The organism is Vibrio sp. Isolate32 (genome assembly GCF_022397955.1).
Classification (GTDB): domain Bacteria; phylum Pseudomonadota; class Gammaproteobacteria; order Enterobacterales; family Vibrionaceae; genus Vibrio.
In genome coordinates, this window is record NZ_JAKEUQ010000028.1 from 1 (window position 1) to 26690 (window position 26690).

Annotated in this window: 27 protein-coding genes and 1 riboswitch; of the genes, 7 read left to right on the forward strand and 20 right to left on the reverse strand. The window is 43.7% G+C overall.

The genetic code is table 11. The annotated features are described in order from the left end of the window. Window positions 1-613: 613 nt before the first annotated feature. Complete coding sequence (locus tag L1D11_RS18280; protein ID WP_239831876.1) at window positions 614-1066, forward strand: RNA-binding protein; 453 nt, start codon at window positions 614-616, stop codon at window positions 1064-1066. Here the strand turns inward: L1D11_RS18280 and murI are convergent. The 3 genes from murI to L1D11_RS18295 are packed head-to-tail and all read right to left on the reverse strand — an operon-like array spanning window position 1029 to window position 4433. Next, on the reverse strand, window positions 1029-1835 hold the full coding sequence (murI, locus tag L1D11_RS18285) for a glutamate racemase (RefSeq protein ID WP_239831919.1): 807 nt from the start codon (window positions 1833-1835) through the stop codon (window positions 1029-1031). The genes L1D11_RS18280 and murI overlap by 38 nt on opposite strands. Window positions 1836-1895: 60 nt before the next feature. Then, window positions 1896-2561 carry an adenine nucleotide alpha hydrolase gene (locus tag L1D11_RS18290; protein ID WP_239831877.1) on the reverse strand — a complete coding sequence of 222 codons (666 nt, stop codon included), beginning with the start codon at window positions 2559-2561 and terminating at the stop codon, window positions 1896-1898. Between the two features lie 48 nt (window positions 2562-2609). After that, complete coding sequence (locus L1D11_RS18295) at window positions 2610-4433, reverse strand: TonB-dependent receptor (protein ID WP_239831878.1); 1824 nt, start codon at window positions 4431-4433, stop codon at window positions 2610-2612. Window positions 4434-4472: 39 nt separating this feature from the next. Then, window positions 4473-4677, reverse strand: a riboswitch (cobalamin riboswitch). Window positions 4678-4831: 154 nt separating this feature from the next. On the opposite strand from L1D11_RS18295, the gene trmA reads away from it, so the two are divergent. Beyond that, on the forward strand, window positions 4832-5941 hold the full coding sequence (trmA, locus tag L1D11_RS18300; protein ID WP_239831879.1) for a tRNA (uridine(54)-C5)-methyltransferase TrmA: 1110 nt from the start codon (window positions 4832-4834) through the stop codon (window positions 5939-5941). Window positions 5942-6023: 82 nt separating this feature from the next. Here trmA and L1D11_RS18305 read toward each other — a convergent pair whose 3' ends face one another. Further along, the gene (locus tag L1D11_RS18305) at window positions 6024-6395 is read right to left on the reverse strand and encodes a YijD family membrane protein (RefSeq protein ID WP_086713438.1); all 372 of its coding nucleotides are present in this window, start codon (window positions 6393-6395) and stop codon (window positions 6024-6026) included. After that, on the reverse strand, window positions 6395-7036 hold the full coding sequence (gene fabR, locus L1D11_RS18310) for an HTH-type transcriptional repressor FabR (RefSeq protein ID WP_010438693.1): 642 nt from the start codon (window positions 7034-7036) through the stop codon (window positions 6395-6397). The genes L1D11_RS18305 and fabR overlap by 1 nt, the downstream gene beginning before the upstream one ends. 327 nt (window positions 7037-7363) lie before the next feature. Between fabR and sthA the strand changes: the two genes are divergently transcribed. Next, entirely contained in the window at window positions 7364-8764 is a 1401-nt protein-coding gene (gene sthA / locus L1D11_RS18315) for a Si-specific NAD(P)(+) transhydrogenase (protein WP_239831880.1), read from the forward strand. Between the two features lie 171 nt (window positions 8765-8935). Here the strand turns inward: sthA and dinF are convergent, their stop codons facing one another. From dinF to L1D11_RS18335, 4 genes are all read right to left on the reverse strand, one after another. Then, window positions 8936-10291, reverse strand: a complete 1356-nt coding sequence (dinF, locus tag L1D11_RS18320) for an MATE family efflux transporter DinF (protein WP_239831881.1) — start codon at window positions 10289-10291, stop codon at window positions 8936-8938. 119 nt (window positions 10292-10410) lie between these two features. Continuing rightward, the gene (locus tag L1D11_RS18325; RefSeq protein WP_239831882.1) at window positions 10411-11289 is read right to left on the reverse strand and encodes a class I SAM-dependent methyltransferase; all 879 of its coding nucleotides are present in this window, start codon (window positions 11287-11289) and stop codon (window positions 10411-10413) included. A gap of 97 nt (window positions 11290-11386) precedes the next feature. Continuing rightward, window positions 11387-12007 carry a transcriptional repressor LexA gene (lexA, locus tag L1D11_RS18330; RefSeq protein WP_004740541.1) on the reverse strand — a complete coding sequence of 207 codons (621 nt, stop codon included), beginning with the start codon at window positions 12005-12007 and terminating at the stop codon, window positions 11387-11389. Window positions 12008-12101: 94 nt separating this feature from the next. Then, on the reverse strand, window positions 12102-12464 hold the full coding sequence (locus L1D11_RS18335) for a diacylglycerol kinase (RefSeq protein WP_239831883.1): 363 nt from the start codon (window positions 12462-12464) through the stop codon (window positions 12102-12104). 221 nt (window positions 12465-12685) lie between these two features. Here L1D11_RS18335 and plsB point away from each other — a divergent pair, with 221 nt between their 5' ends. Next, entirely contained in the window at window positions 12686-15109 is a 2424-nt protein-coding gene (gene plsB, locus L1D11_RS18340; RefSeq protein WP_239831884.1) for a glycerol-3-phosphate 1-O-acyltransferase PlsB, read from the forward strand. Window positions 15110-15215: 106 nt separating this feature from the next. On the opposite strand, the gene ubiA is transcribed toward plsB, so the two are convergent. Together ubiA and L1D11_RS18350 are read right to left on the reverse strand one after the other, a co-directional pair. After that, the gene (ubiA, locus tag L1D11_RS18345) at window positions 15216-16070 is read right to left on the reverse strand and encodes a 4-hydroxybenzoate octaprenyltransferase (protein ID WP_239831885.1); all 855 of its coding nucleotides are present in this window, start codon (window positions 16068-16070) and stop codon (window positions 15216-15218) included. Further along, complete coding sequence (locus L1D11_RS18350) at window positions 16071-16613, reverse strand: chorismate lyase (protein ID WP_164091128.1); 543 nt, start codon at window positions 16611-16613, stop codon at window positions 16071-16073. It lies immediately after the preceding gene. 162 nt (window positions 16614-16775) lie between these two features. Here L1D11_RS18350 and L1D11_RS18355 point away from each other — a divergent pair, with 162 nt between their 5' ends. Next, window positions 16776-17183: a flagellar basal body-associated protein FliL gene (locus L1D11_RS18355; protein WP_239831886.1), complete on the forward strand. Its 408-nt coding sequence runs from the start codon at window positions 16776-16778 to the stop codon at window positions 17181-17183. A gap of 80 nt (window positions 17184-17263) precedes the next feature. Here the strand turns inward: L1D11_RS18355 and glpG are convergent, their stop codons facing one another. The 6 genes from glpG to ftsY all read right to left on the reverse strand — a co-directional run bounded on the left by glpG (window position 17264) and on the right by ftsY (window position 22857). Then, the gene (gene glpG / locus L1D11_RS18360; RefSeq protein WP_239831887.1) at window positions 17264-18106 is read right to left on the reverse strand and encodes a rhomboid family intramembrane serine protease GlpG; all 843 of its coding nucleotides are present in this window, start codon (window positions 18104-18106) and stop codon (window positions 17264-17266) included. Between the two features lie 48 nt (window positions 18107-18154). Next, complete coding sequence (gene glpE / locus L1D11_RS18365) at window positions 18155-18475, reverse strand: thiosulfate sulfurtransferase GlpE (RefSeq protein ID WP_239831888.1); 321 nt, start codon at window positions 18473-18475, stop codon at window positions 18155-18157. A 406-nt stretch (window positions 18476-18881) separates the two neighbouring features. Then, entirely contained in the window at window positions 18882-19739 is an 858-nt protein-coding gene (gene rpoH / locus L1D11_RS18370; RefSeq protein WP_239831889.1) for an RNA polymerase sigma factor RpoH, read from the reverse strand. Between the two features lie 177 nt (window positions 19740-19916). Continuing rightward, window positions 19917-20885, reverse strand: coding sequence for a permease-like cell division protein FtsX (gene ftsX / locus L1D11_RS18375; RefSeq protein ID WP_239831890.1), 969 nt, complete (start codon window positions 20883-20885; stop codon window positions 19917-19919). Beyond that, complete coding sequence (gene ftsE, locus L1D11_RS18380) at window positions 20872-21549, reverse strand: cell division ATP-binding protein FtsE (RefSeq protein WP_004736585.1); 678 nt, start codon at window positions 21547-21549, stop codon at window positions 20872-20874. Before ftsE ends, ftsX begins: the two co-directional genes overlap by 14 nt. 78 nt (window positions 21550-21627) lie before the next feature. Further along, window positions 21628-22857 carry a signal recognition particle-docking protein FtsY gene (gene ftsY / locus L1D11_RS18385; RefSeq protein WP_239831891.1) on the reverse strand — a complete coding sequence of 410 codons (1230 nt, stop codon included), beginning with the start codon at window positions 22855-22857 and terminating at the stop codon, window positions 21628-21630. 230 nt (window positions 22858-23087) lie between these two features. Between ftsY and rsmD the strand changes: the two genes are divergently transcribed. Beyond that, the gene (rsmD, locus tag L1D11_RS18390) at window positions 23088-23690 is read left to right on the forward strand and encodes a 16S rRNA (guanine(966)-N(2))-methyltransferase RsmD (RefSeq protein WP_017061036.1); all 603 of its coding nucleotides are present in this window, start codon (window positions 23088-23090) and stop codon (window positions 23688-23690) included. A 10-nt stretch (window positions 23691-23700) separates the two neighbouring features. Then, window positions 23701-23967, forward strand: coding sequence for a DUF1145 domain-containing protein (locus L1D11_RS18395; RefSeq protein WP_016784000.1), 267 nt, complete (start codon window positions 23701-23703; stop codon window positions 23965-23967). A gap of 116 nt (window positions 23968-24083) precedes the next feature. Here the strand turns inward: L1D11_RS18395 and L1D11_RS18400 are convergent, their stop codons facing one another. From L1D11_RS18400 to L1D11_RS18410, 3 genes are all read right to left on the reverse strand, one after another. After that, entirely contained in the window at window positions 24084-24668 is a 585-nt protein-coding gene (locus L1D11_RS18400) for a YhgN family NAAT transporter (RefSeq protein WP_239831892.1), read from the reverse strand. Between the two features lie 171 nt (window positions 24669-24839). Beyond that, complete coding sequence (locus L1D11_RS18405; protein ID WP_017061034.1) at window positions 24840-25076, reverse strand: YecH family metal-binding protein; 237 nt, start codon at window positions 25074-25076, stop codon at window positions 24840-24842. 90 nt (window positions 25077-25166) lie between these two features. After that, complete coding sequence (locus L1D11_RS18410) at window positions 25167-25787, reverse strand: lysoplasmalogenase (protein ID WP_146489784.1); 621 nt, start codon at window positions 25785-25787, stop codon at window positions 25167-25169. Between the last annotated feature and the right edge of the window lie 903 nt (window positions 25788-26690).

Genomic DNA, 26690 nt, shown 5'->3' on the forward strand with positions numbered 1-26690 from the left:
ATACTGACTTCAAAACTAATATTCATTCGAAAATGAACATGTAATTCTAAAGCTATTACCCCTCTCTTCTTAAATAAATAGGAACAGAATGGTAATGAATTGACTGTGCCGATAATAAATTATCGATTGGTCACTCAGTTCATTGAAATCATTTTGATTCCGAAGAATCTGTTTTATCTAACGATAAAACGTTTTGATATTCATCAACGAGTGCCCACACAGATTGATAGGTTTAAATTGTTAAAGAGCGCTAGCGTTTTGTGATTAACATCTCAATCGCTAGGGGTGCGTACTATACTCGCACCGTTTTTAGAGTCAAGGGTTATTTTCAAACTCTTTTTCTCTACCGATTTCGCTGTGTGACTTTCGTCTCACTCCGTGTTAGTGAGGCGGCATTATAGAGAGATTGAGAAGGAGCACAAGGGCTTTTTCAAATAAAAGTTTTGTTCGCCTAAAAAGCCACCAGATCCGCATTTTTCGAATAAAAACTAAACATTTGAGACGTATCACAGCAATACATTGGAAAAATGAAAGGCATGAACGTAAGATTCATGTGTCTATTTTGTTAATGGTAGATGCGTCTATTTCGTTTATTAATATGTAGTATTCCGATATGAACTCAAAAAAATCGATGTTGTTAATTGTCGCACTGGCTGTATTAGGCGGCATTGTTTTCTATCAGGTAGATATATCGCCTGCAATTACCTTTATCCTTGGTGTCTTGGCTTCCGCTTTTGTTGTTAACTTTTCAAGCACCGACTCAAAATCAGATTCAGAACCTAAAGCTTCAACAAAAACGCTTTATGTGGGTAACCTTCCATACAAGGCGAACGAATCGCATGTTCGTGAATTATTCTCAGAACATGGTGAAGTGTTTGCAGTACGCTTAATGAAAGACAAGCGAACTGGTAAAAGAAGAGGCTTCGGATTTGTTGTTATGGCAAGTAATGATGTGAATCATGCAATCTCTGCCCTTAACGACAAAGATTACATGCAACGAACTTTAAAAGTACGTGTTGCGAATGATCCTAAGCATCCTGAAGCGGACGAATCTGAACAGAACTAAACCCTAACTGCTTCAACATACTATTTAGTGCACTTTCTTTCTTGGGAAGTGCACTACAAAAAACCTCTCTTACTCCCCCTTCTTCATGAGCACCTTCTAAACCCAACAAATCTTGGACTCGTTTCGCTATCGCTTTACCCGAATCCACCAATGCCACGCTTTCGCCTAATACTTGCTGAATCTCAGACTTTATCAGTGGGAAATGGGTACAGCCTAAAACAGCAACATCAATGGTATTAATCATCGGCTGAAGGATTTGCTTGAGCTCTTCTAAGTTGATTGACTCTCCTCTGAGCTTATCTTCGGCCATATCCACCAGCCTCGTCGAGCCAAGAAGTTCAACCCTCTTATTAATTGAGAAGTTTTTGATCAGTTCGTGCGTGTATTCACGGGTAATGGTCGCCGGAGTAGCAATCAGCCCCACCGCTTTATTTGCTAGCAAAGAAGCCGGCTTGATTGCCGGAACAACACCGACAATAGGGATAAGGTTATTAGCTCTGAGTGTAGGCAAGACAATCGTGCTCGCTGTATTACAAGCTATCACTACGATATCGATCGCGTGACTAGCCACAAAACTGGCGACTATGCTCTGAACTCTTCTAATAAGAACCTGCTGATCGAGCTCACCATATGGGTAAGCTTCATTATCGAATACATAGATATAGTTATGATTAGGCAATAGCTGACTTATCTCCTTATAGACAGATAGCCCACCCACCCCTGAATCAAAGACCAATATGTTTTTTTGTAGACTATCCGACACAACGATTACCTATATGTAGTTTCGCAGCAATAATACCCCCTCACTTAGTTTTCGCCAATCTTCACGCTATAGAATACAAGCTCGATAACGTTGATGTACAAAACGCTCACCCTGCTCAACATATTTTAGCTCTATATTAAGCTTTCCTTTAAAGCATGGTGCTGACGTGACTAATGTATGGAACTCACCATCTTCGCCACATGGATCGACATGATTTGGCAGACTGTCTATTAGTTCAGATGTGTATTGCTGCCCACAATAGCCACCATCTAATGCATCACTATCGACCGTGACAAGAAAGGTTTCGATTCCTCTGTCTATTATTTCACTCGCAAGTGCCTGACTACTCCCTCCCATTAGGGGAAACACACACTCCCAACCAGCTGGTTCTATATAACTTCTTCGGTAATCGGCAATGCCATTACAGAACATATCTCCAAACGCGACCGCATCGATTGATAAGCCAGAACCTTTAAGTGCCGAGACAATCGTACTTTGGTAAACCTCATTACTTGGGAAGACTTCCGGTAGCTCGATAGTGATAAGCGGCAAACCGATTAATTGCGCCTGCATGGCAACCACATCAATAGGAGTGACTTGGAAAGGGACTTCATCTCCAACATAGGTAGTATAGAGAGCAACAACTTCGTACTCGGTGCTTTCAAGTAGACGCTCTAACGTTAACGTAGAGTCTTTACCTGACGACCAACTTATGACGACTTTCTTTTTCATAGATATGCCCGATAAGAAAAAACCGCCCGGAGGCGGTTTAGGTGTTAGTTAGAATTGGTAAGCAACGCTGACGTAATAATTACGCTCTGGGGTTTTATAACCTTTGGCAGTTTCATACTCTTCGTCGAATAAGTTAGCAACTTTACCCGCAACGGTTACATCATTATCAAAGTGGTAAGACGTTGCAAAATCAAATAACGAGTACGCATCAAGCTCTGTTGTATTACCTAAATCATCATAACGCTTACCTTGATATAGGTAACTCAGATCGAATCTCCAGTTGCTCAACTCATAAGTAGTGTTCCATTTGCCACTATGTTTCGCTCTACGAGCAAGTTCGTTACCTGTAGATTTGTCTTCGGTATCAAGATAGTCGTACGATACTGAGTGATATAACGGTCCAGTATAAAAAGAGCCGACAACTTCGTACCCTTTAATTTCCGCTTCGCCTATATTCACTTGAGTAAGACCATTACTTGTAATCATCTTCTCTACATCACTCTTGTGTGCAGCGACTCGTAATTCAAGAACGTCAAAGCTACCTTCTAGTGCTACTTCTGCTGTTTTTGATTCTTCCGGCTGTAGATTGGGGTTACCTGAGTAACATCCCCATGAGCTACATTCTAAAGGCCAATACAGCTCATTAAATGTCGGAGCTTTAAATGCAGTACCATACATACCCACTAGACGAATAGACTCAGTAACACTGTACCCTGCACCTAATTGATACGTCGTAAAGTTTCCAAATGAACTGTTATCATCCCAACGCAGATTTGCTTCCGCAGACAATTTGCCTATCGATATATCACCACCAGCATAGAGTGCGGTGTTGTCACGACTATCTTTAGTCATTGATGTAGAGTCGTTCTTCACCTTGTCTCGGTACCAATCAACACCACCAATAACCGCTGCACTATCACTTAACTTGTACTGATTATTCCAAGACACAGAATTGCGATTCGTTGTTATAGCGCTCGGTGTTGTCCCTTGCCCTGAAGATTCAGCTTCATCTTGATTGCTTCCAAGGGTTATCACACTATTTAGGGAGTCACGCTTGTAATCTCCCACTAGACCTAACGCATATAGTTCGCTATCAGTTTCGTCAACGCCTCCCCACGGGTTATCAAACTCTACGTCATGCTTTTGATAATAACCATTCGCTTTCAACGTGAAATTTGGTGAGACGTAAAAACCACCATCGATAGTTAGGTATTGAGTGCTGTGACCATCTTTATCAGCATCAAGAGGATTGGTACTCGTAGGTTGGACATTATAACCCTCACTTTGCTGGTGTGTGGCTGCCACATTAATCCAACCACTATCGTTAGCAACTGACCCTGATGCGTTTACATCATATAGTCCAAAACTACCCACGCCCGCTTTAACAGTGGCTGTATTATCAGCACTTCGCGTAGTTATAATATTGACCACACCACTAACAGCATCAGAACCATATACTGCAGCACGAGCACCTCTTAAAACTTCAACTCTCTCCACACCATTCAACGGAATTGAGGCTAGATTAGCGTACCCTAACGTAGCACTACCAATTCGGATGCCATTTACTAAGATGAGAGTGTTTTTAGTAGAGCGACCACGTATATATAACTCTTGCCCCTGCGCAAGGCCGCCTTGATTCGTTACTTGAACCCCTGGCAATCGGCGTAACACTTCAGATAACGAAGTTACTTGTATAGCATCTATTTCTTGTTTTGTTATAACTTCAACTGGAGCAATTGTGTCACTGACTTGCTGCTCAAAACGGTTAGCCGTAACCACCATGGTTTCATCAGCAGATACTTGTTGGGCGTGTAAATTGGAGATAGGTGAAAGCAGCGATGCTACAGCAATCGCTAAAAGGGATTTGTTCATGTTGTGATCCTAAATCGCGTAAAGTCCTACCAAACCACATTTTATAGTTTGGCCGCTGGCAGGTATTCGGACTCAAGAGCACAACCTTATGGTTACCTTATATTCGACTTCCCACAAAAAGCTATTTGCAGTGTCTTATGAATACTCGTTCTCTTTTACCGCTGCGCGTCAGTTCTGGATTCACACCAGATTCCCTCTTCAGCCATCTATACATCTAAATGGCACCAGCTTGCCGAAGATAGTATTGACCTCTGAATCATTTGTCTAGTCTAAGATAGTTATAAGCTATAGTTTTCATGGCCTATTTATACTGATTGGCTCTCAACACTGGACAAGCGCCTGTGATTGAATAAAATCTGCGCTCTTGATTTAAAAGCACGACAGCAAAAGGCATAACAATGGCGAATTTAGATGTAAACCCACAACGCTACCAAGAACAACTGGCAGAAAAGACTGAGCGTCTGACTGAAATGTTCTCAGAATATAATGTGCCTGAGCTGGAAGTGTACGAATCTCCAGAACAACACTACCGCATGCGAGCTGAGTTCCGCGTGTGGCATGAAGGTGACGATATGTATTACGTCATGTTCAATCAAGAAACTAAAGAAAAATACCGCGTAGACCAGTTCCCTGCTGCTAGCCGTCTTATCAATGACTTAATGCCTTTGTTAGTTGATGCCATGAAGGACAACCACTCTCTACGCCACAAGCTATTCCAAGTAGACTTCCTATCTACGCTTAGCGGTGAGATTTTGGTGTCTCTGCTTTACCACCGTCAACTAGGTGAGCAATGGATTCAAGATGCTAAAGCGCTAAAACAACAATTGAACAATGAAGGTTTCAACCTAAACCTGATTGGTCGCGCTCGTAAGATGAAGATCGTACTAGACCGTGATTACGTTATTGAGAAGCTAGACGTAAATGGCGATAGCTACATCTACCAACAAGTAGAGAACAGCTTCACTCAACCAAACGGTAAAGTGGCTGAGAAAATGTTGGAGTGGGCCGTTGACTGTACTCAAGACAGCAAAGGCGATCTACTAGAGCTTTACTGTGGTAACGGTAACTTCTCATTAGCACTGGCACAAAACTTCGAGCGTGTATTAGCTACTGAGCTAGCGAAACCATCAGTTGAATCAGCGCAATACAACATTGCAGCCAACAAGATTGATAACGTTCAGATCATTCGTATGTCTGCGGAAGACTTTACGGTAGCGATGGAAGGTAAACGTGAGTTCCGCCGTCTGCAACAAGCGAACATCGATCTTAAGAGCTACAACTGCAACACTATCTTTGTTGATCCACCGCGCTCAGGTATGGATGTGGATACTTGTAAGATGGTGCAAGGCTACGATCGCATCATGTACATCTCTTGTAACCCAGAAACATTGAAAGAGAACCTAGAGATCCTCAGCGAAACACACGACATTACTCGTTTTGCTCTATTTGACCAGTTCCCTTACACGCACCATATGGAAGCAGGTGTATTCTTGGAGCGTAAAGCATAGAGTTCGTTTTCTAGGCCAAGTCTAAGTAAACAGCAGATACAAAAAACGAGCCCATTGGCTCGTTTTTTATTTGTAGATTGGTTTAAGCGGTTTTACCGATAAAGCCTAACTTCTTACCTACCCACGCTAAAAGCAGCATCGCGACAATAATCGCAAAGAAGTTTGAACCTGCATCAGGGTATTGTGCTTTCACGAAAGCCGAGTGACCAAATGCACCCACGAAGAAACAAGCCAAACCTACTAGTGGAATATCTTCAGATACTGGGTTAGTTAGGTATTCTTGGTAAAGCGCTTGTACCGCCAACACTAAAGCAATTAATGGGAAAATAGAGAAGCCCACTTCGCTCATCGTTACCCAAGATAACAGAGCATCACCACACACACCGGCAATAACAGCAAGTACCAGTGTCTTTCTTTCTGAACCACGGTTTACAGTATTATTTTCATTCGACATTATTCAATCCCACCTTTTAATCGGTTACGTTCACGTTCTTTACGATACCAAAAAGCCCCTTTGGCCATCATTCGCAATTGCATGATCAAGCGTTCAGCTAATTCATCTCGCTGACGTCGATCTAAATCTAATGCTTCTGCCCCCGAGTTGAAGACTAAAATGACCGAGGCTTCAGCTTGAGTGAAAGCTTCGTCCCTTGTCATGCCAGTCGTTATCAAATATTCGGTTAACTCAGCAGAGAAGTGCTGTATCTCACGAGCTACCGCTGCACGAAACTCAAATGAAGTTCCTGAGCGCTCTCGCAATAACAGTCTGAATACGTTAGGGCTGCTTTCAATGAATTCCATAAAGGTTTCAACCGATGTGCGAATCACACTGCCTTCTTTTACTATGCGTTGCCTAGCTTGACGCATTAACTGACGCAACAGTAAGCCACCTTCATCAACCATGGTTAAGCCAAGCTCATCCATGTCTTTGAAGTGACGATAAAAGGAAGTCGGCGCTATTCCTGCCTCACGAGCGACTTCTCTCAAGCTTAGATTGGAAAAACTACGATCGGCACTGAGTTGGCTAAATGCTGCATCGATTAAGCTGCGACGAGTTTTTTCTTTTTGCTGTGCGCGAATGCCCATTGGTTTCATACTTTATCAATTTCTTCTTTTACAGCCTAAACAGGCATGTCTAATACTCTGTTCAATATAACGCGAATCACTTATTTATATAAGATACTCCGGTTATATAAGACACCAAACACGCCTCTTTGTTCACGTACCGCAGTAAATACGTTCGCAGAAAAAATTTCAATATCCACACCGCCATTTGGAGACATACGACATACCAAATATTATTTTTTCGCTAGCACTGCGTGATCCCGCCGACTCTCTGATGTCCTTTTCATGTACGCAAGAACAGAATCAGTTAAAATCCCGCTACAGCAATGTTAATCAAATATAACAAGGAAGATATCTATGCCACACTCCAACCACTTTGATGTAATCGTAATTGGTAGTGGCCCCGGAGGCGAAGGGGCAGCGATGGGATTAACCAAAGCCGGGTTGAACGTTGCAATCATTGAAAAAGAGAGCAGCGTTGGTGGTGGTTGTACCCACTGGGGAACCATTCCTTCGAAAGCTCTGCGTCATGCTGTAAGCCGTATTATCGAATTCAATAATAACCCTCTATTCTGTCAGAACAACAAAAGCATTCACTCAACGTTTTCTAACATTTTAGGGCATGCAAAATCCGTTATCGATAAACAGACTCGACTGCGTCAAGGCTTCTACGATCGTAACCAATGTACACTAGTGTTTGGTACAGCTCGTTTCATTGATACCAAAACTATTTCTGTCATGCAGAGCGATGGTACGGAAGAGCATTACAGTGCCGACAAGTTTGTGATTGCGACAGGTTCTCGCCCTTATCAACCAGAGAACGTCGACTTTCTGCATGAGCGTATCTACGACAGCGACTCGATTCTTTCTCTTAAACATGACCCGCAACACATCATCATCTATGGTGCCGGTGTTATCGGTTGTGAGTACGCGTCTATCTTCCGTGGTTTGGGTGTAAAAACCGACCTTATTAATACTCGAGATCGTCTACTGTCATTCCTAGATAATGAAACCTCTGATGCGCTTTCTTACCACTTCTGGAACAGTGGCGTTGTGATTCGTAACGATGAAACCTTTGAGAAAATCGAAGGGACTGATGATGGCGTGATCATTCACCTAGAGTCAGGCAAAAAGATGCGTGCAGACTGCTTACTGTATGCCAATGGTCGAACTGGTAACACTGATAAACTGAACTTAGGTGCGGTTGGTCTAGAAGCTGACTCTCGTGGCCAGGTATCAGTGAATACCAATTACCAAACCAACGTTGACCATGTATACGCGGTCGGTGATGTAATTGGCTACCCTAGCCTAGCAAGTGCTGCTTATGACCAAGGTCGATTTGTTGCACAAGCGATTGTTAAAGGTGAAGCGGAAGGTCACTTGATTGAAGATATCCCAACGGGAATCTACACCATTCCTGAAATTAGCTCAGTCGGTAAAACCGAGCAAGAGCTGACGGCAGCGAAAGTTCCTTATGAAGTGGGACGCTCTTCATTCAAGCACCTAGCTCGCGCTCAAATTGCTGGTAAAGACATCGGTAGTTTAAAGATTCTGTTCCACCGTGAAACCAAAGAGATTTTAGGTATCCACGTATTTGGTGAGCGTGCCGCAGAAATCATTCATATCGGCCAAGCAATCATGGAGCAAAAAGGAAAAGCGAATACTATCGAGTACTTCGTTAATACCACCTTTAACTACCCTACAATGGCAGAGGCTTATCGTGTTGCCGCTCTTAACGGCCTTAACCGTTTGTTCTAAATAAATAACTAATAGAAGTATTTGACCACCTATAGGCCAAATACATAAACAGCAAGCCGCGAGCTTGCTGTTTTTATTTAAATAATTGAAAGATAAAGCAACTAGAGTAATTAGATCATGGTATTCTAAATGCTCTTTAGTCTGTACATCTTTTATATGTACCCGTTAGAACTAAGCGAGGAATTGTCCCTTCTTCCACTGAGAAACAAATAACACACCAAGACCAATACCACGCATTGCCATAAAGCTCAGCATCGCAAGCCACAGAGCATGATTTTCTAAACTGGACGCTAAGAAGAAAACCGCAAAGAAGCTGCAGGTCGCGACAAACATACTATTACGCATGTCCTTGCCTTTAGTTGCTCCAACAAAAATACCATCGAGTAAGAAGCACCACATTGAAACCAGTGGCATTGCGATCAACCAAGGCAGATACACCTCAGCTTGGCTTTTTACATCTGGGATGGTGGTGATCATATTAATTAGATTAGACCCAGCAATCGCAAACACTATGGTCAGAACCAAACAAATATTGAAGCTCCAGAAGAAGGTACCAATCAACGACTGATTTAATTCATCTTTATCTTTCGCTCCTATCGCCTTACCCACCATGGCTTCCATCGCATAGGCAAAGCCATCCATTCCGTAAGAGATGATCATCAAGAAACTCATCAATACCGCATTGGCTGCCACGACATCATCACCAAAGCTTGCCCCTTGGAAAGTCATGAAAGTGAACGTAGCTTGCAAGCACAAAGAGCGTAGGAAGATATCGCGATTCAGTTTTACGAAGCGACTTAAACCTTGGCTGGTTTTCTTAATCAAAGCCCAGGGTGACGGTAGTTGCCTCTTTAGCCAGATTCGATAAACGCAGATCAGTCCGAAAGTTAAACCTGCATAGTCAGCCAATACCGATGCTAGCGCAGCACCTTCCACCTGCCAACCGAAACCAATCACAAAAACAACGTCCAACACGATATTGGTGATGTTAGTGATAATCACCATCCACATCGGCGCTTTTGCATTCTGAGTTCCAAGTAGCCAACCCAAAATAACGAAATTCGTCAGTGCTGCCGGTGCACTCCATGCTCGAATGGAGAAATACTGTTGTCCATAATGCTTCACTTGATCACTGGCACTACTTAATGAAAAAACCAGGTCAGCCACTAAGCCATGTAACAGTAAGAAGACACCAGCAAACCCGAGAGCCATAGTCGCGCCCTGCACGAAGACCAAACCAAGCTGCTTGCCATCATTTGCACCGTACGATTGTGCGGCAAGGCCAGTTGTCGACATACGCAAGAAGCCAAGCAACCAAAAGGTCACACTGATCATGGTGCCACCTAACGCTACGCCTCCTAGATACCACGAATGATCTAAGTGGCCAATAACAGCAGCATCAACTAAACCCAGTAGTGGAACGGTAATATTAGATAGCACCATCGGGATCGCGAGCAACAGCACTTGTTTGTGCATTGCTTGATTAGATAGCGTTTGGAAAATGGTTTGGGGATTAAATAGCTTCACGATCACCTCTTTGATTAGAGGCGATAGTTTAACCTAGTTAGTGTGCTTTCACTATGTTGTGAAATTTTTGCTTATTACTGATATGGCTTCGAGTATATGTAAATAGTGCTGCTCTAGCGCTACCACTTCACCAGCACCAATTGCGGTGTTAAACGCTTTTTAACCTGGGATATTTTGCACAATAGTCGCTGCCATAGTTTCCAACGATTGCATTGTTGTTCCAATGGCGAAAATGCTTTAACCCACTGCGCCCATGGTAGCCAATTAAGAATACTGTCGACTGGGGAAGATAAGCCGTGTGCATAATCACCAGAACCGAGCTTTTTCCCTAAAGTACTTGAGCTCTTATCTCCCGCTAACACAACACACGCATGCGCATGAGTAAAGTAACGGCTCAGCGATTGAATAAAGTGCGCGGTTTGCTGCTCATTGCAATCCAGCAGTGCATGTTCACACACCACCATTACCGAAGCTTGCTCTGGAATATTGAGTTCATCCAACCATGTTAGGTCATCTACTGAACCACACTCCAAGCGGTAGCGTTCATTTTTGTGGAACAAGCGTTGTCGCCAAAGTAGATTCTCGGTTCCATCCAGCTCTACCCAGTGACAGCGACCATTGTCTAATCGGTAAAAACGGGTGTCGAGCCCTGCTCCTACGTTAATAATCCAAGCATCAGGATTGTGAGATAAAAATTGCTGAACTTGAGAGTCACAAAGTTGAGTCAATGTCGCGTAGAGAAGTTGTTGTTGGTCGAGTTCACCAGTAAGGCACTCAGGTGCTAGTTGGCAACGCTTACAAGCTTGAGCTGCAATAGGGTCATAGACTAGGCCATCATCGGCAAGGCTTTCTCGGCTGCGAAACCAAAGGTGTTGAACGAGGTTTGTCGGAACTTGAAGTTCTTGGTGTGTAGATGCTTGATCAGCGGAAACCTTTTGATCAGAGGAGCGCGGCTTAACTATAAGCGGCTTTATTTGAGGCTTGGTTTGGATTGGCATCATCATCTTCCTTGTATCTCGACAAAGAAGATGATAATGAATATCAATTACAATAACAAGTTATTGAGAATAAATATCAATAAGATATTTATACTGATTACATCCAGTCCGTGTTGCGAATGATACCAACAGCAAGACCTTCAATGGACAAGTGCTGAGATTCTAGATCGACACGGATTGGAGAAAACTCTTCGTTTTCAGCATGTAACAGCACTGTCGAACCTTTGCGTTCTAGGCGTTTTACCGTTACATCATCATCAACACGAGCAACCACAACCTGACCGTCGCGGACGTCTTGTGTTTTGTGAACAGCAAGCAGATCGCCATCCATAATACCGATGTCCTTCATACTTTCGCCATTTACACGAAGTAAGAAGTCAGCTTGAGGTTTGAACATGCCAGGGTCGACTTGGTAATGCATTTCTACATGTTCTTGAGCCAAAATAGGCTCACCTGCGGCAACCTGACCGATCAAAGGCAGACCTTGCTCTTCGTTCGCTGCATCTTCAAGCAAAATACGAATACCACGAGACGCACCCGGGATAATCTCAATCGCTTCTTTACGAGCAAGAGCTTTCAAATGTTCTTCTGCAGCATTTGCAGAACGGAAGCCTAATTCACGGGCAATTTCTGCGCGTGTCGGTGGCATACCGGAATCTTCAATCTTACCTTTGATAAGGTCAAAGACTTGTTGTTGGCGGGGCGTTAACGGCTTCATGATTCACCTGTCTTTTTATACAGTTGACTGTGAGTATATCCAGTAACTGGACAAAAGCAAAGCAATTGGTTGTTTTTAGTTCATTTTTCGCTAATTACAAAACCAAGATCTCGAACCACACATAAGCCGAAAGCGCTAAGCAGATGAAAACGGCTGCCGAACCGACATCTTTCGCCATTCCCGAAAGTTCATGATGTTCACTACCAATACGATCAACAACTGCTTCAATTGCAGTATTGATAAGCTCAACCACCATTACCAGCACGACCGATGACACCATTAAGATTCGCTCGACCTGGCTTACATCTAAGTAAAATGCTAACGGAATAAGAACCGTAGCCATAAAGACTTCTTGTCGAAATGCTGCCTCGTTTTTAAACGAACTTGTGATGCCTTGCCATGAAAAGCCTGCTGCTTTCACGATGCGTTTTAATCCGGTGTTTGATTTTTTGGTCATTTTTAACCCTATACTCAATCAGTCGATGAATGATTTTCCACAAACTTAACGGCAATATGACTATTTCCATTAAAAGGTTAGACCAGTTTCTGGTATTCTTGCATCGATTAAATTTACGCCTAGGCTTATCCCTATTTTACTTGAAGGATTTACCCTTTCTCATCATAGAAATAGAGATACGCTTAAGCACATTGAAATAACTATTGAGGCTGTGAACCTATATGTCTTCTGGACAATCTTTTTCACGTTCATTAATGAAATTACCTTTATCCGTATTGGTAAAAGGCACATCAATCCCTTCGAATCCAGTTGAAGATTTGCAGATTGATTTAGGCAAACCAATTGTATACGCCTTGCCGTTTCGCTCAAGCGTCGACCTGCTTACACTACAAAAGCATGCGCTAGAACTGGGATTACCGGATCCGCTAAGCAAGCTTGAAATAAGTGGTAAGTCACTGCCACGCTACGTTTTTATCTCTTCACGCAAAACTCTGTTGCAAGACGATGATTACGTACCAGCCTCTTCTATTGAAGTCTTCTCTGAGCTACTTGCATTACATGCAGACGACTCAGAGCTGGATGTGCAAGTTATCCCTGCAACCGTATTGTGGGGCCGTAAGCCTGGTAAAGAGAATAACCAGAAGCCTTACCTACAAGCAATGAACGGCCTAGAGAAATCAATCGCTGTTTTAATAGCTGGCCGCGACTGTCTAGTACGATTCAGCCCTGTGGTATCTCTGCGTTACATGGCGAATTCACACGGCACCGACAGCACTATCGCACACAAACTGGCACGCGTAGCTCGTATTCACTTCTCACGCCAAAAACTTGCAGCCTCTGGTCCTAACCTGCCAAGCCGTCAAGCATTGTTCGATCGCTTACTAAAATCAGAAGCGATCAAGAAGGCGATTGAAGACGAAGCGAAGTCAAAGAACATCTCCATCGAGAAAGCGAGCAAAGAAGCTCAAGACATCATGGATGAGATTGCAGCGAACTTCTCTTACTCACTGATCAAACGTGGCGAGAAGATTCTAGGTTGGTTGTGGAACAAGCTTTACCAAGGCCTACATATCAACAACGCTTCTACAGTTCGTAAGCTGGCACAAGATGGTCACGAAATTGTTTATGTCCCTTGTCACCGCAGCCATATGGACTACTTACTGTTGTCTTACGTGCTTTATCATGAAGGAATGGTGCCTCCGCATATCGCGGCGGGTATCAACCTGAACTTCTTCCCTGCCGGTCCTATTTTCCGTCATGGCGGTGCGTTCTTTATTCGTCGTAGCTTCAAAGGCAATAAGCTGTACTCAACGATCTTCCGTGAGTACCTAGCTGAGCTATTCGCTAAGGGTTACTCGGTAGAATACTTTAGTGAAGGTGGCCGTTCTCGTACGGGTCGTCTGCTACAAGCGAAAACCGGTATGCTAGCGATGACGATTCAGGCAATGTTGCGCGGCATGAACCGCCCAGTAACGTTAGTGCCTGTTTACATCGGCTACGAACACGTAATGGAAGTGGCGACTTACGCTAAAGAACTACGTGGTAAGCGTAAAGAGAAAGAAAACGCGAGCCTAGTGATTCGTACTATCCGTAAGCTACGTAACTTTGGTAAAGGCTACGTGAACTTCGGTGAGCCGATTCAGCTTAACCAATACCTGAATGAGCACTCTCCAGAGTGGACTAAAGACATCGATCCTATGGGAACCAGTAAACCACAATGGATGAACCCGGTGGTGAATGACTTGGCGACCAAGATGATGACACACATCAACGACGCGGTAGCGACCAACGCACTGACATTATGTGCAACCGCCCTGCTTGCATCACGTCAGCGTGCATTATCTCGTGATTCTTTGGTTTCTCAGATCAACTGCTACCTATCTCTACTTAACAATGTGCCTTACTCAGACACATTTACGGTACCGAAAGACAGCGCAGAAGAGTTGGTGAAACATGCAGAGTCTCTGAACAAGTTCTTGATTGAGTCAGACTCTATGGGTGACATTATTTCGCTAGACCGTCACCAATCGATTCTAATGACTTACTACCGCAACAACATCATTCACCTGTTTGCGCTGCCATCGTTAATTGCTCAGATGACTATTCGTCAGCACGGCCTAACGATCGATGCGATTCAACAGAATGTCGCGGCAATCTACCCGTTCTTGAAGAAAGAGCTATTCTTGAGCTACGACGAAGATCAGCTTGAAGGTGTGGTCTCGAACATCATCGATGAATTGGTTAGCCAGGGCATGCTAGTTGTGTCTGATAATCAAGTCACCATCAACCAATCGAACAGCCAAGCGCTCATGCTACTAGGTCGTACGATTTCAGAGACACTTCAGCGTTACTCGATTGCTCTAAACCTATTGGCAGAGAATCCGGAACTGGATAAATCTGACCTTGAGCAGAAAAGCCAAGACATTGCACAACGTCTTGGTCGCCTGCAAGGTATCAACGCACCTGAGTTCTTCGATAAAGGTGTATTTGCTTCGATGTTTGCTACGCTCAAACAGCAGCAATACCTGGATAACGACGGTAATTGCGACTTAGAGAAGACTCAGCAGTTCGCTAAGCTTCTTTACTCAATGCTTTACCCAGAAGTTCGCTTGACGATTCAAGAGAGCATCCACCAAGCAGAGTAATTTGTTGGCTCGCTAGCTTTAAGAGCTAAGCTGGAACAATCAAAAAAGGCACCCATTACCCATTGTGGGTGCCTTTTTATTTGTGCTCTTGTTATCAAACCACCTCTTAACAGAAAGTAATGAACAAGCCGATGGTGACGGCCATTCCTACATAGTTGTTATTGAGGAAGGCTTGAAAACATAAATCTCGATCGCGATGACGCATCAAATGTTGTTGATAAACAAACAAGCCGCCTGCTACCAACAGTGACCAGTAGAAAGTATCACCTAGGTGGTAATGCATGCCTAACGCAATCAACATCGCTAAAGTCACTAACTGCAGTGAGCCAACAATCAGCTTGTCGAAACGGCCAAACAAAATCGCGGTCGACTTGATACCAATCTTAAGATCATCGTCTCGGTCAACCATCGCATATTGAGTATCGTAAGCGATTGTCCACAGCGCATTAATCATGAAGATAAACCAAACGATACTTGGTAGCTCATTGGTTTGTGCAGCCCATGCCATTGGAATAGCCCAGCTAAACGCCAAACCAAGGAACAACTGTGGAAGGTGCGTAAAACGCTTCATGAAAGGATAAATAAACGCGAGACCAACCCCAATAAAAGAGAGCTTAATGGTCAGCGGATTCATAGTCAGTACTAGCAAGAATGAAATCACGGCTAGCACTAAAAAAAGGATAACGGCTTCTTTACTCGACACCAAACCAGACGGCAGTGGGCGCTGCTTAGTGCGCTTTACATGACCATCCACCTTACGGTCAGCAAAATCATTAATCACGCAGCCTGCTGAGCGCATTAGTACTACACCTAATACAAATACGACCAAGACATCAAAGTCTGGCATACCTTGTGCGGCGATAATCAACGACCATAAAGTAGGCCAAAGGAGTAACAGGGTACCAATCGGGCGATTCATTCGCGTTAATTGCCAATACGCCTTCGCTTTGGTGGCAAGCATTTACACACTCTCCTTAGAGTAAATGGGGGATGTTGGTAAAAACAGTTCAGCTACAAGCATCGGTTTATGGTTCATCCATAATCGAGAACGACGCGCGAGTAATCGCTCATCGCCTGCGATAACCCAACCGACTTGCAGCGCATCTCGCTCCACGTTCTCAGCACTGAAAACGGTCAATCCAAGCGGGACATTACCTTGTTGAGAAAGGTCAGAGTGTTGATGGTCTTCTAATGTGACTCGGGGGATCAAGGTTCGACCTAATACCCACGGTTCGTCATCACCCTTTAAAATCACTTTACGCAGTAAGCAATCAAACGATGATAAAAGATGTTCCTCGTCCTGTTGTAGCATTGAGCGTTCTACAACTTGATTATGAAGCAACTCAACAGACAGGTGCTGACAGCACTTACCCAACTTGCGGGAAAGAGAGCCTTGCTCCATCAGCCACTCTTTGGTAGTTTCATTAGGAAAATCAAATGTTTCTGTACTTTGCCAATCTACATTCATTAACGAATTAAGATACAGCGATATTGGCTGATTCATACTAGTATTCAATAGGTGACTTTACACGTACAATAAAGCTTCAACTTTCGAACAAAATAAAAGCGTTCTTCGAATTGTAAACGTATTTAGATTTAGACCGCTCATTGTAACAAGACTAATGCGTTTCGAATATCGCGAATAAACTAAAGAAAAGTCACAAATATGCACAAACGCTATGTAGCCCAAATATTTCTTGCGATTACTCTACTCTTTTCAGCATCAAGTTTCGCAGAAGAGGAATCGGAATCCAAACTAGCCTACTTCACGCTAGAACCAGACCTGACCACCAATTTTTACACTAAAGGTAAAAAACTGGGCTACATTCAAGTTCGTCTCGATATCATGGTGGCGAATAGCAAAGATTTAGCAACCATCGAGCATCACCAACCACTGATTCGTGATGCAGTGATTGAATTGCTTGGTAAACAAAACGAAGAAACGATTAAATCTCTGTCTGGCCGTGAAGATTTGAGAAAGACTTTGGTTGAACACCTCAACAAGATTCTGCTGCCTGAGACGGGCAAAACCCTAATCGCTGACTTACTGTTTACCAAATATCTTTATCAGTAATGATGTAAAAACGAATCCCAATAAAAAAGCGGCTCATCTGGCCGCTTTTTTGTATCTATCGATTCTCAGTGACTAACGCGCTAGCTTGTTGCCGATTTCGGCGCTTTCATTGAATCTACAAAGCCGATAATCACACCTGTAACCAAACCTGCTAAGTGAGCGGTATTAGCGATAGCCATAAACGGCTGCATATATCCAAGTACCAACCACACCAACATAAAGCCTACGATCTGTCTTGGAATACCCAAACCAAGTTGCGGTGCTTTTGCGCCAACCACCCATAGGTAACCGACCAAGGCATACACAACTCCAGACAGTCCACCGAAGTTCGCACCTTCAACCCAATACTGACCCGCGCCAGAAAGCGCAGAAGAGACAGCAAAGATCTGCAGTAACTTAAGACCACCTAACTTTTTCTCAATATCTCCGCCTAGTTGCCACCACCATAATATGTTGAATGCGATGTGCATAACTGAGAAATGTAAAACAGCATGACTGAGCCAGCGCCACAATTGCCATTGCTGCCCATCAACCGCTGGGAAATGTAAGGCGTTAAAAATCGCCTGCCCGAAACCTATCTGCTGTAGTGCAAAAATCACCACACACACCAACATGATGCTGAGTGTCACAGGGCCAGCCTTGGCTTTTATCATCCCCATGAAGCTCGGCGTGTGATAATGGAAGTGACTCTTTCTTGTCTCAGCCATATCCCAAGAGGCCGCTTGGTAGCGCTTATGATTGGGTTCCGACAAGAAGCGATTGAGCTCCGCTTCAGTTTCAACTTGAAACTGGCCATCAAGCAGCCAAAGAGCAAAGCGCCCTTCTCCCTCAGGTGACATCTGAATAGGGATCTGGCGAGAGGCCATGTAATCAATAAATGCTTGAGCAAGACGTGGATTGTCTAACACCATCAGTCTAATCATTGTTATTTCCTATTCATGCTATGAGAGATGTTTAAGCGATAAAGGTCATTAGCCAGCAATCACAGGAAGTTCAGCACGATGCCATGCTTCGAAGCCACCTTCAACACTATATACCTCTTCAAAGCCTTGGTTCACTAAATATTGTGCCGCACCTTGGCTACTAATGCCGTGGTAACACATTACCAAGATAGGTTGTTCAAACTCCACCTCATCCATAAACGAGACCATAGTGTCGTTTGTTAGGTGATAAGCGGTTTTTGAGTGAGCAACCGCGAAAGATTGCGGGTCGCGGATATCAACAAGTCGAGCTTGGCCTTGTTCAATAAGGGCCTGAGCACCTTGCACGTCGATATGTTTAAACTGGTCCATGACTTTCTCTTTTTATACTGATTTACTTTGCTGCCATTGTAACCTATCCCAAGGCTAACAATCACATCCACTTAATAAGGTTATCCACCAGCGATCACTTTTACACCATTTGTGGATAAATCTGTGAATTACGTGAATAAAGTGCCTTTGGGAAAATAGATCCACAACATGTAGTGATGATCCTGATCTAACTGTGGGTTAACTAAAACATATCCCCACTAAAAAAACACGCTCAAAGCCTTACTACACCCTGCTTTTAGACAGCTGACGAATAAACTTGTCACAGAGTTATCCACAAAATCATTTTGCAAATTACGATCGCAAAAGTTGAGAATTCGATCCAAAACAAAAGGCCGAGATCTCTCGATCTCGGCCTTTTCAAAATTCAGCTTTTATTTAGATACTGTTAGAAATCGCCAACGGCTTGTTTCAATTTCTTCATCGCATTCTTTTCTAACTGGCGAACACGTTCTGCAGAGATACTGTAAGTATCCGCTAAGTCTTGCAGTGTCGCTTTATTGTCATCTAACCAACGTGAGCGAACAATGTGTTGACTACGCTCATCTAGGCTTGCTAGTGCTAGGCCTAAACGATTATTGGTGTGAGACTCCCAGTTAGATGCTTCAACCGTTTCAGCAACGTCTGACGCTTTATCTTCTAGGTAGTAAACCGGAGCTGTGTAAGCAGAGCCGCCGTCATCGTCATCCATTGGTGCTTCAAACGTTGCGTCTTGCGCTGCCAAGCGAGATTCCATCTCACGAACTTCAGAAGGCTCAACGCCCAGTTCTCGAGCGACTGTCTCAACTTCACCGTTGTTAAACCAACCTAAACGCTTTTTAGATTTACGAAGGTTAAAGAACAGTTTGCGCTGTGCCTTAGTGGTCGCAATCTTAACGATACGCCAGTTACGCAGAACGTACTCATGAATCTCAGCTTTGATCCAGTGAACCGCGAAAGAAACCAATCGAACGCCAACCTCTGGGTTGAAGCGCTTAACGGCTTTCATTAGACCGATGTTACCTTCTTGAACGAGATCAGCCATAGGCAGCCCATAGCCAGAGTAACCTCTTGCAACGTGCACCACGAATCGTAGGTGTGAAAGGATCAAGCCTTTCGCAGCGTCGATCTCACCTTTGTAATGTAATCGATCTGCAAGTCGACGTTCCTCTTCAGGCGTCAGCATTGGGTAGCTGTTCGCTGAGCGGATATAGCTGTCTAAACTATCTTGTGTGACTAAAGCCATTTGATACGCTTGGTTTGCCATTCGGTTCCTCATCAATCTCTGATCTGGAGTAGTACATCTATTAAAACCCGACAATCTTGAACCTAAAATGAACAGGTTTCAAGAAGGGGGGAGTAATTATGCATAATCAATTCGTCTATACAAGGCAAAAACTGGTTAAGAAGTGCCTATTTTTCGTCTAAATATGACTCTATTCACCTAAACTGGTTCAATTTCTTTTAGGTGACGCTGTGCAGAAAGCTTCGCAGCCACACTACCCAGCAGGGTTCCAACGATCAAAAGCAGTAAAGATTCATCCCAGCTTAGGCCAATTAAACGGAAGTGGCTGTCGTAAAGCTGAGCCAAGTCATCCACCGCACTGTTCAGTAATACGGTAATTAATGCCGTCATTACCCACGCGCTAACCGAACCTAATACACCGAACCACATACCAGAATATAGATATGGTCGAAGAATGTAGCTATCGGTAGCACCAATCAGCTTCATGGTTTGAATCTCTTCTTTATGCGCCAACACATTAAATCGTAACGTGTTGCCGATAATCAAAAACACAGCGCCTAGCATCAATACCGTTAAGGTAATCACGATGACGGCGGCTAGCGCTTTAATCGCGTCTAATCTTGCTAACCAATCTTCGTCCAAACGAACATCAGTCACTAATTCTTGTTTTTTAACTTGGCCTGCCAGCTCTTTGATTTGAGCATCACTTTGTACGCTTGGTGTTATCACCAACACACCTGGCAGTGAATAGTCGTCGAGAATCGTTAGGGCATCATCAAAACCAGAATACTGGCTGAGGTCGGCAAGCCCTTGCTGCGGAGAGATGTACTCCACCAGGTCGACTTGATCCCAACTTTCGATTTCATCCTTAAGCACCATTACTCGTGGCTCAGGAATACCATCCTCTACATAAGCACTTATTTGTGACGGGCTAGTGACATCTTGCGCCACTTCACCCACATTTTTACCCAATAGGTACAAACAAGCTGGCATCGCCAACGCCATAGAGATCACTGCAAGGGTCAGTAAGTTACCTAACGGGCGCTGCCACATTTGCGAGAACGATGACTTGGCTTGTTTCCAGTGAACAACAAAGAAGCCGTCGCTTGAAACGCGGTTTGCTACTCGATTAGATTGAGGTTTCTTGATGCGCTTATTCGCGGCCATAGTCTTCAACCTCACTCAAAAATCCTTGGTTTAATTCAAGATGGCGGTACTGAGGGCGAGTGTTCACTAATCCGATATCGTGTGTCGCTAGGATGATCGTCACACCTGCGCGGTTGAACTCTTCAAACAATCGCAACACACGGTTAGATAATTCAGGGTCTAGGTTACCGGTGGGCTCATCTGCTAAAAGCAGAGTTGGACGGTTAACTACGGCGCGAGCAATACCTACACGTTGTTGTTCACCACCTGAAAGTTGGCTTGGCAAACAACGGGCCTTGTCTAGTAAACCGGTTTTGTCCAACGCAGCACTGACTCGGCGTTTTATTTCGTTTTCAGAAATAGATTCAATACGCATAGGCAGAGCAACGTTATCGAAGATAGAGCGATCCATCAGCAAGCGATGGTCTTGAAAGACAATCCCAATATTACGACGTAAAAACGGGATGTCCTTTGCTGGGATACGTGTGATGTCGTGATCGTTGAACCAGACACGTCCATCAGTTGGACGCTCTATCGCACAGATCAACTTCAGCAAGGTACTTTTACCAGCTCCAGAGTGCCCACCCAAAAAAGCCATCTCTCCACGTTTCAGGTGAAAGTCCACTTTTTGGAGCGCTTGTCTTCCACCTCGGTAGGCTTTACTCACTTGCTGAAATTTGATCACCGAAAATTCCTCTTACGATCACTAATATCAAATTTAAAAACGGTAGCAGATTAAGGATAAACCACTTTGCTACTCGCGTTACTCTTCGCGGCTAAATAGAGCTTCAATGAAGTCTTTAGACTCAAATGGACGCAGGTCATCAATACCTTCACCCACACCAATGTAACGGATTGGAATCTGGAACTGGTCAGCAATTGAGAAAATTACGCCACCTTTCGCCGTACCATCAAGTTTAGTTAGTGTAATACCCGTTACCGGTGCAACTTCGCTGAATAGTTTCGCTTGGCTGATAGCATTCTGCCCCGTACCTGCATCGAGCGTTAGCATGATTTCGTGTGGTGCAGAGTCATCAATCTTCTTCATTACACGAACAATCTTACGCAGCTCTTCCATCAAGTTGCTCTTGTTCTGCAAACGACCCGCTGTATCGGCAATCACCACATCAACACCACGTGCTTTCGCTGCTTCAATCGCATCGTAGATAACAGACGCACTGTCCGCTCCTGTGTGCTGAGCGATAACAGGCACATCATTACGCTGCCCCCAAACCTGAAGCTGTTCAACGGCAGCAGCACGGAAGGTATCACCCGCCGCTAGCATCACTTTCTTGCCTTCATTTTGGAATTGTTTCGCCAGTTTACCGATAGTAGTCGTCTTACCCACACCGTTCACACCAACCATTAAGATAACGTAAGGCGTTTTGGTGGTATCAACCACTAATGGCTGTTCCACTTGGCTTAGGATATCCGCCATCTCTTCTTTGAGCAGACCATAAAGTGCTTCGCCGTCTTTTAGGTCATTGCGAGATGCTTTTTCTGTCAGGTTTTCAATGATCTTAACGGTGGTATTCATACCCACGTCAGCAATCAGAAGTTGCTCTTCTAGCTCTTCAAACAGATCTTCATCGATTTGCTTGCCTTTGAACAAACCAAAGAAACCCGCACCGATGTTTGATTTAGTGCGGCTTAGGCTGCGCTTAAGGCGAGCAAAGAAGCTTTCTGTTGGCTTTTCTTGTACTTCTTCAACCTTAGCTTGCGGAGCTGCCACTTCTTCCTGCTCTGCTTCTGCTGCGACAGGTTGCTGTTCTTGTTGAGTCTCTTCAAGCACTTGCTCAGGTTCAACTGACTTGGGTTCAGTTGGCTTTGCTTCTTCAGTTTCAGGCGCGACCTGTTCAGCCTCAACTTGTGATTCAACTTCAGTTTGATCTTCAACGTTTTCTACGTTCGCTTCATTCTGAGTTTTTGGGCTTTGTTCTTCTTCACCAAAACCAAGCCACGATAATAATCCGCGCTTCTTTTTTTCCGTCATCAGAGGAGTTTCCTAGATCTACTAATTAGCTGTATTGACTTAATACACGTCGACTCTTTGCTATTGTTATACAATACAAGCTTGTACAAACGAATAGTAAAGAAAAATGACAAAGCAGTGATAAGTTTGCTTTTAGCTTGATACACTTTGTCATTGCAAATTTATTTAATACACGAACCCACTTAAATTGGGCTCGGTATAGTATCACTTTATTAGCGGTCAAAAAATCTATGGTAAGACGTCGCCAGCAAAACACATCACAAAAAAAGCCATCCGGAGGCTTTGTTCGAATTATTAGTGGCTCATGGAGAGGTAGAAAACTGCCCGTTCATGATTTAGAAGGATTACGCCCAACCATTGACCGAGTAAAAGAGACACTCTTTAACTGGGTGGCTCAAGATATCCCACATTCAACTTGCTTGGATGTATTTGCCGGTTCTGGCGGTCTAGGTTTTGAAGCAGCTTCTCGCCAAGCCAAAATGGTGACACTGCTCGAAATGAATCAAAAGGCGGCTAAACAGCTTTCTGATAACGCGAAAGAGCTCAAAGCAGACAACATTAATGTGGTAAATACTGACGCTATCTCTTTCCTTAAGAAACCGGGCACTCCTTACGATATGGTTTTCCTTGATCCACCATTTCGTAAAGGCTTACTGGCAGAAACAGTACAACTGCTTGAGAGTAACGGTTGGCTTGCAGACAATGCCATCATTTACGTCGAGACAGAGAAAGAACTGAAACTCGAAGCTATGCCAGAGAACTGGGAATTGCATCGCGACAAGACCACCGGACAGTCAAGCTACCGGCTGTTCAATCGAATCACTGAAGAATAGGAGTTATTGAATGAAGTTCTTGCTTCCACTAGCAAAAGCAGCCATCGCCTTTGTTTGGTTTATCTTAATCGTAAATATTTTCTACCCGTTCCCGGGTAATGCTGCGATTGCGCTTTATATCATGACAGCATTCTTGTTCTTCATGCACGGCCTGCAGATGCTGATTTTCATCGGTGCATTCGGTGATAAGATCGAGATGTCACGTTGGGAGAAGTGGTCAATATTGATTTTCGGTGTCTTCGCCTTACTCGATATCCGACGCAAACACATGATGTAATCAAGCTTAAGCTCAGATATAAAACGCTTAGCTACAGAAAACATCATGACAGAAACAGTAGAAACAAAAACGCCGCTTATTTGAGCGGCGTTTTTTTATTTACTGTGGTAACGACATTAAGCCATGTAGCCTTTCACACCATCTAAGAACATTTGCGTCGACAGCATAACCAGCAACAAGCCCATCAAGCGTTCGATGGCTTTAAGGCCCCTCTCACCCAGCACTCGCAGGAAGAAACCATTAAACATCAGAATAAAGAAAGTAGCCCCCCAAGCCAGCATCACCGCGCCTGAAAGCTCTAACATATTGTCAGGGTGCTGAGTCGACAACAGAATCAATGCCGCAATAACTGAAGGGCCAGCAATCATTGGGATCGCCATCGGCACAATAAACGGTTCTTCACCCGCCGCAAGGCCGGTAATACTGCCCGCACTTGGGAAGATCATCTTAATCGCAATGATGAACAGAATAATACCGCCAGAGATACTCAAGGTTTCAGGCTGCACGTGCAGGAAGTTCATGATGCTTTGACCAGCAAACAAGAACAACAGCAAGATAACCAGTGCAAACATCAGCTCACGAATCAGAACAATACGGCGGCGCTTCGGATCAATATGCTTAAGGATAGAGAGCACGATTGGCAGATTGCCAAGCGGGTCCATGATAAGAAACAGCATGGTAGCTGCAGATAAGATTTCCATAAGTTTGTCTCGAAAAGCGAAGGTGCGCGGAGTATAGCAGCCTCAACATTGATTTTCGAACGCAGTCATCAGCAGACTAACTTATGTCATTGCAGCACGTAAACGAGAACAAACAGGAAAGAATAGAAAGAGCGAATACCACAAATACATCCACTCTCAAATCACTCAAGATTAGTGATTACACACACGCTCACGATTAGTGCAAAGCTTGTCATCAATAACTACGACCTTTTCCATCTTCAAGAAAAACTTCAGCAATCCATCTAAATCCAGGCCGTTCAGCTTACAGGTATGAAAGCGCGCTTCTGCGCCATAAGTTTGAGCAAGCTCCTGCGTCAACTCTTCGCGAGTCAGTGGCTTTTCACTCAGTAGGTTTAAAACGTTGTGTGCATGAATTTCGGTAGTCATAACTCTATCTCATGTTTAATGAAGTAGATGTAGAGTACCTACTTTCATCTGAGCTGCCTTGATGTAGCTCAGAGTTAAGCTAGCTCTACCCTAAATGGTAAGGGAAGCAACAATGAGAGCGTGAGCCAGAAAGTAACTGCCCGTCACCCAAAAGTAGGCACCCTTAATTGGGCTACGATAGAAATTTAGCGCGTATGCTAATGCCGAAAGCAGCAACACGGCACAACCAGCAAAGCCCACCGCATGCGACAGTTGAGGATCAAGCAACCAGAGTTCACCAGAAGCCCATGCAAGCTGAATAAGCACAATACCCATGATAACCACAGGAAAGACGAGTTTGTCTAAGCGAGGCAGTAATAAGAAGAAAGCAACGACACAAGCCGCCAACAGCAGCGCGAACAACCACCAGACCATTTCTCCTGATAGCTGTAACCAAAATGCTTTGCTGTAACAGAGCTGAGCCAACAAGAAGCAAACAAAATGCAGAGAACGTTTTTGAGTAACAGTATGCAAGACATCTGCGATCGCAGAAACCGCCAACCCAGCAACGACCCAATAGGTAAAATCAGCAACGACAGATTGAGTTAAAGCAATGGTCGCTAATAATACAAAGGTAAAAACCTTATACGATAAGGCCTGACCGATATGTCCATGTTTCGTTCCTGCTATTGCTCCGATACCAGACAAGGAAACCGCCAACCAACTCCACATACCATTTGCCCTATTGCTTTAAATCGTCGCCAGTCTAGGCACACGAGTGTTGATGTAAAGCCTCAGCGCCTCAAAGTTGGATCTTGATTACGCTTCCACTAAAAAGAGTCTCTTTAGATTGAAGTCGTAACAATTACTACCGTGACAATGGCCATTCGTTTAAAACTAACGCGAATCATCATAAAACCCATTCAAACTGGCATTAGAGTCACCATACTTGAATTTTGGTCAATTCTAACCTATCAAACCCACCAAAACCGACCATATTCCGCCAAAAACCACACTTGAAAAATTAAAATAAGAACATTTAAAGCAAACAATAACAATAACTTAAAGAGATAAACTCAAGTTTAATAGGAAAATAAAAACACCAACCAACCCTAGACTTGTAAAGTAGCCAGTTTTCTTTTTTAAAGCCCAGTTTTGTCAGGTTATTTCAAGCCCCCGGTAAAAACCGCCACAAAAGCCAAGCCGAAAATTTAAAAAACCAACCAAAACAAACCTCACCACCACCAACCCCCATTAATACAGTTTAACAACCTTTAACAATATAAATCACACATAACAACCATTATAAAACAGCAACTTAAAACAAATAAGAACAAACATAAATCACAACGAACAAAATAAGAACACACCAAAACACACAGTTAAACAGAGCCAAACAAGCCAAAAACTAATAGTTTTCCACTACTTTTGGAGCTTTCGAAAGTAATTCTTGATCTAAACCTATAAGTGGGCTATTCTTTAAAATATAGCGAGAGACAACCAAATTTAGGAGTAGTGTTATGATTTCATCTTCGCAAAGACAAGGACTTGTAATGATCGCGGTAGTTGTAGGTCTAATGACACTACCGATGATGTACTAAGCAAGTTACAGATAAAAAAAGGGACGCCATGAGC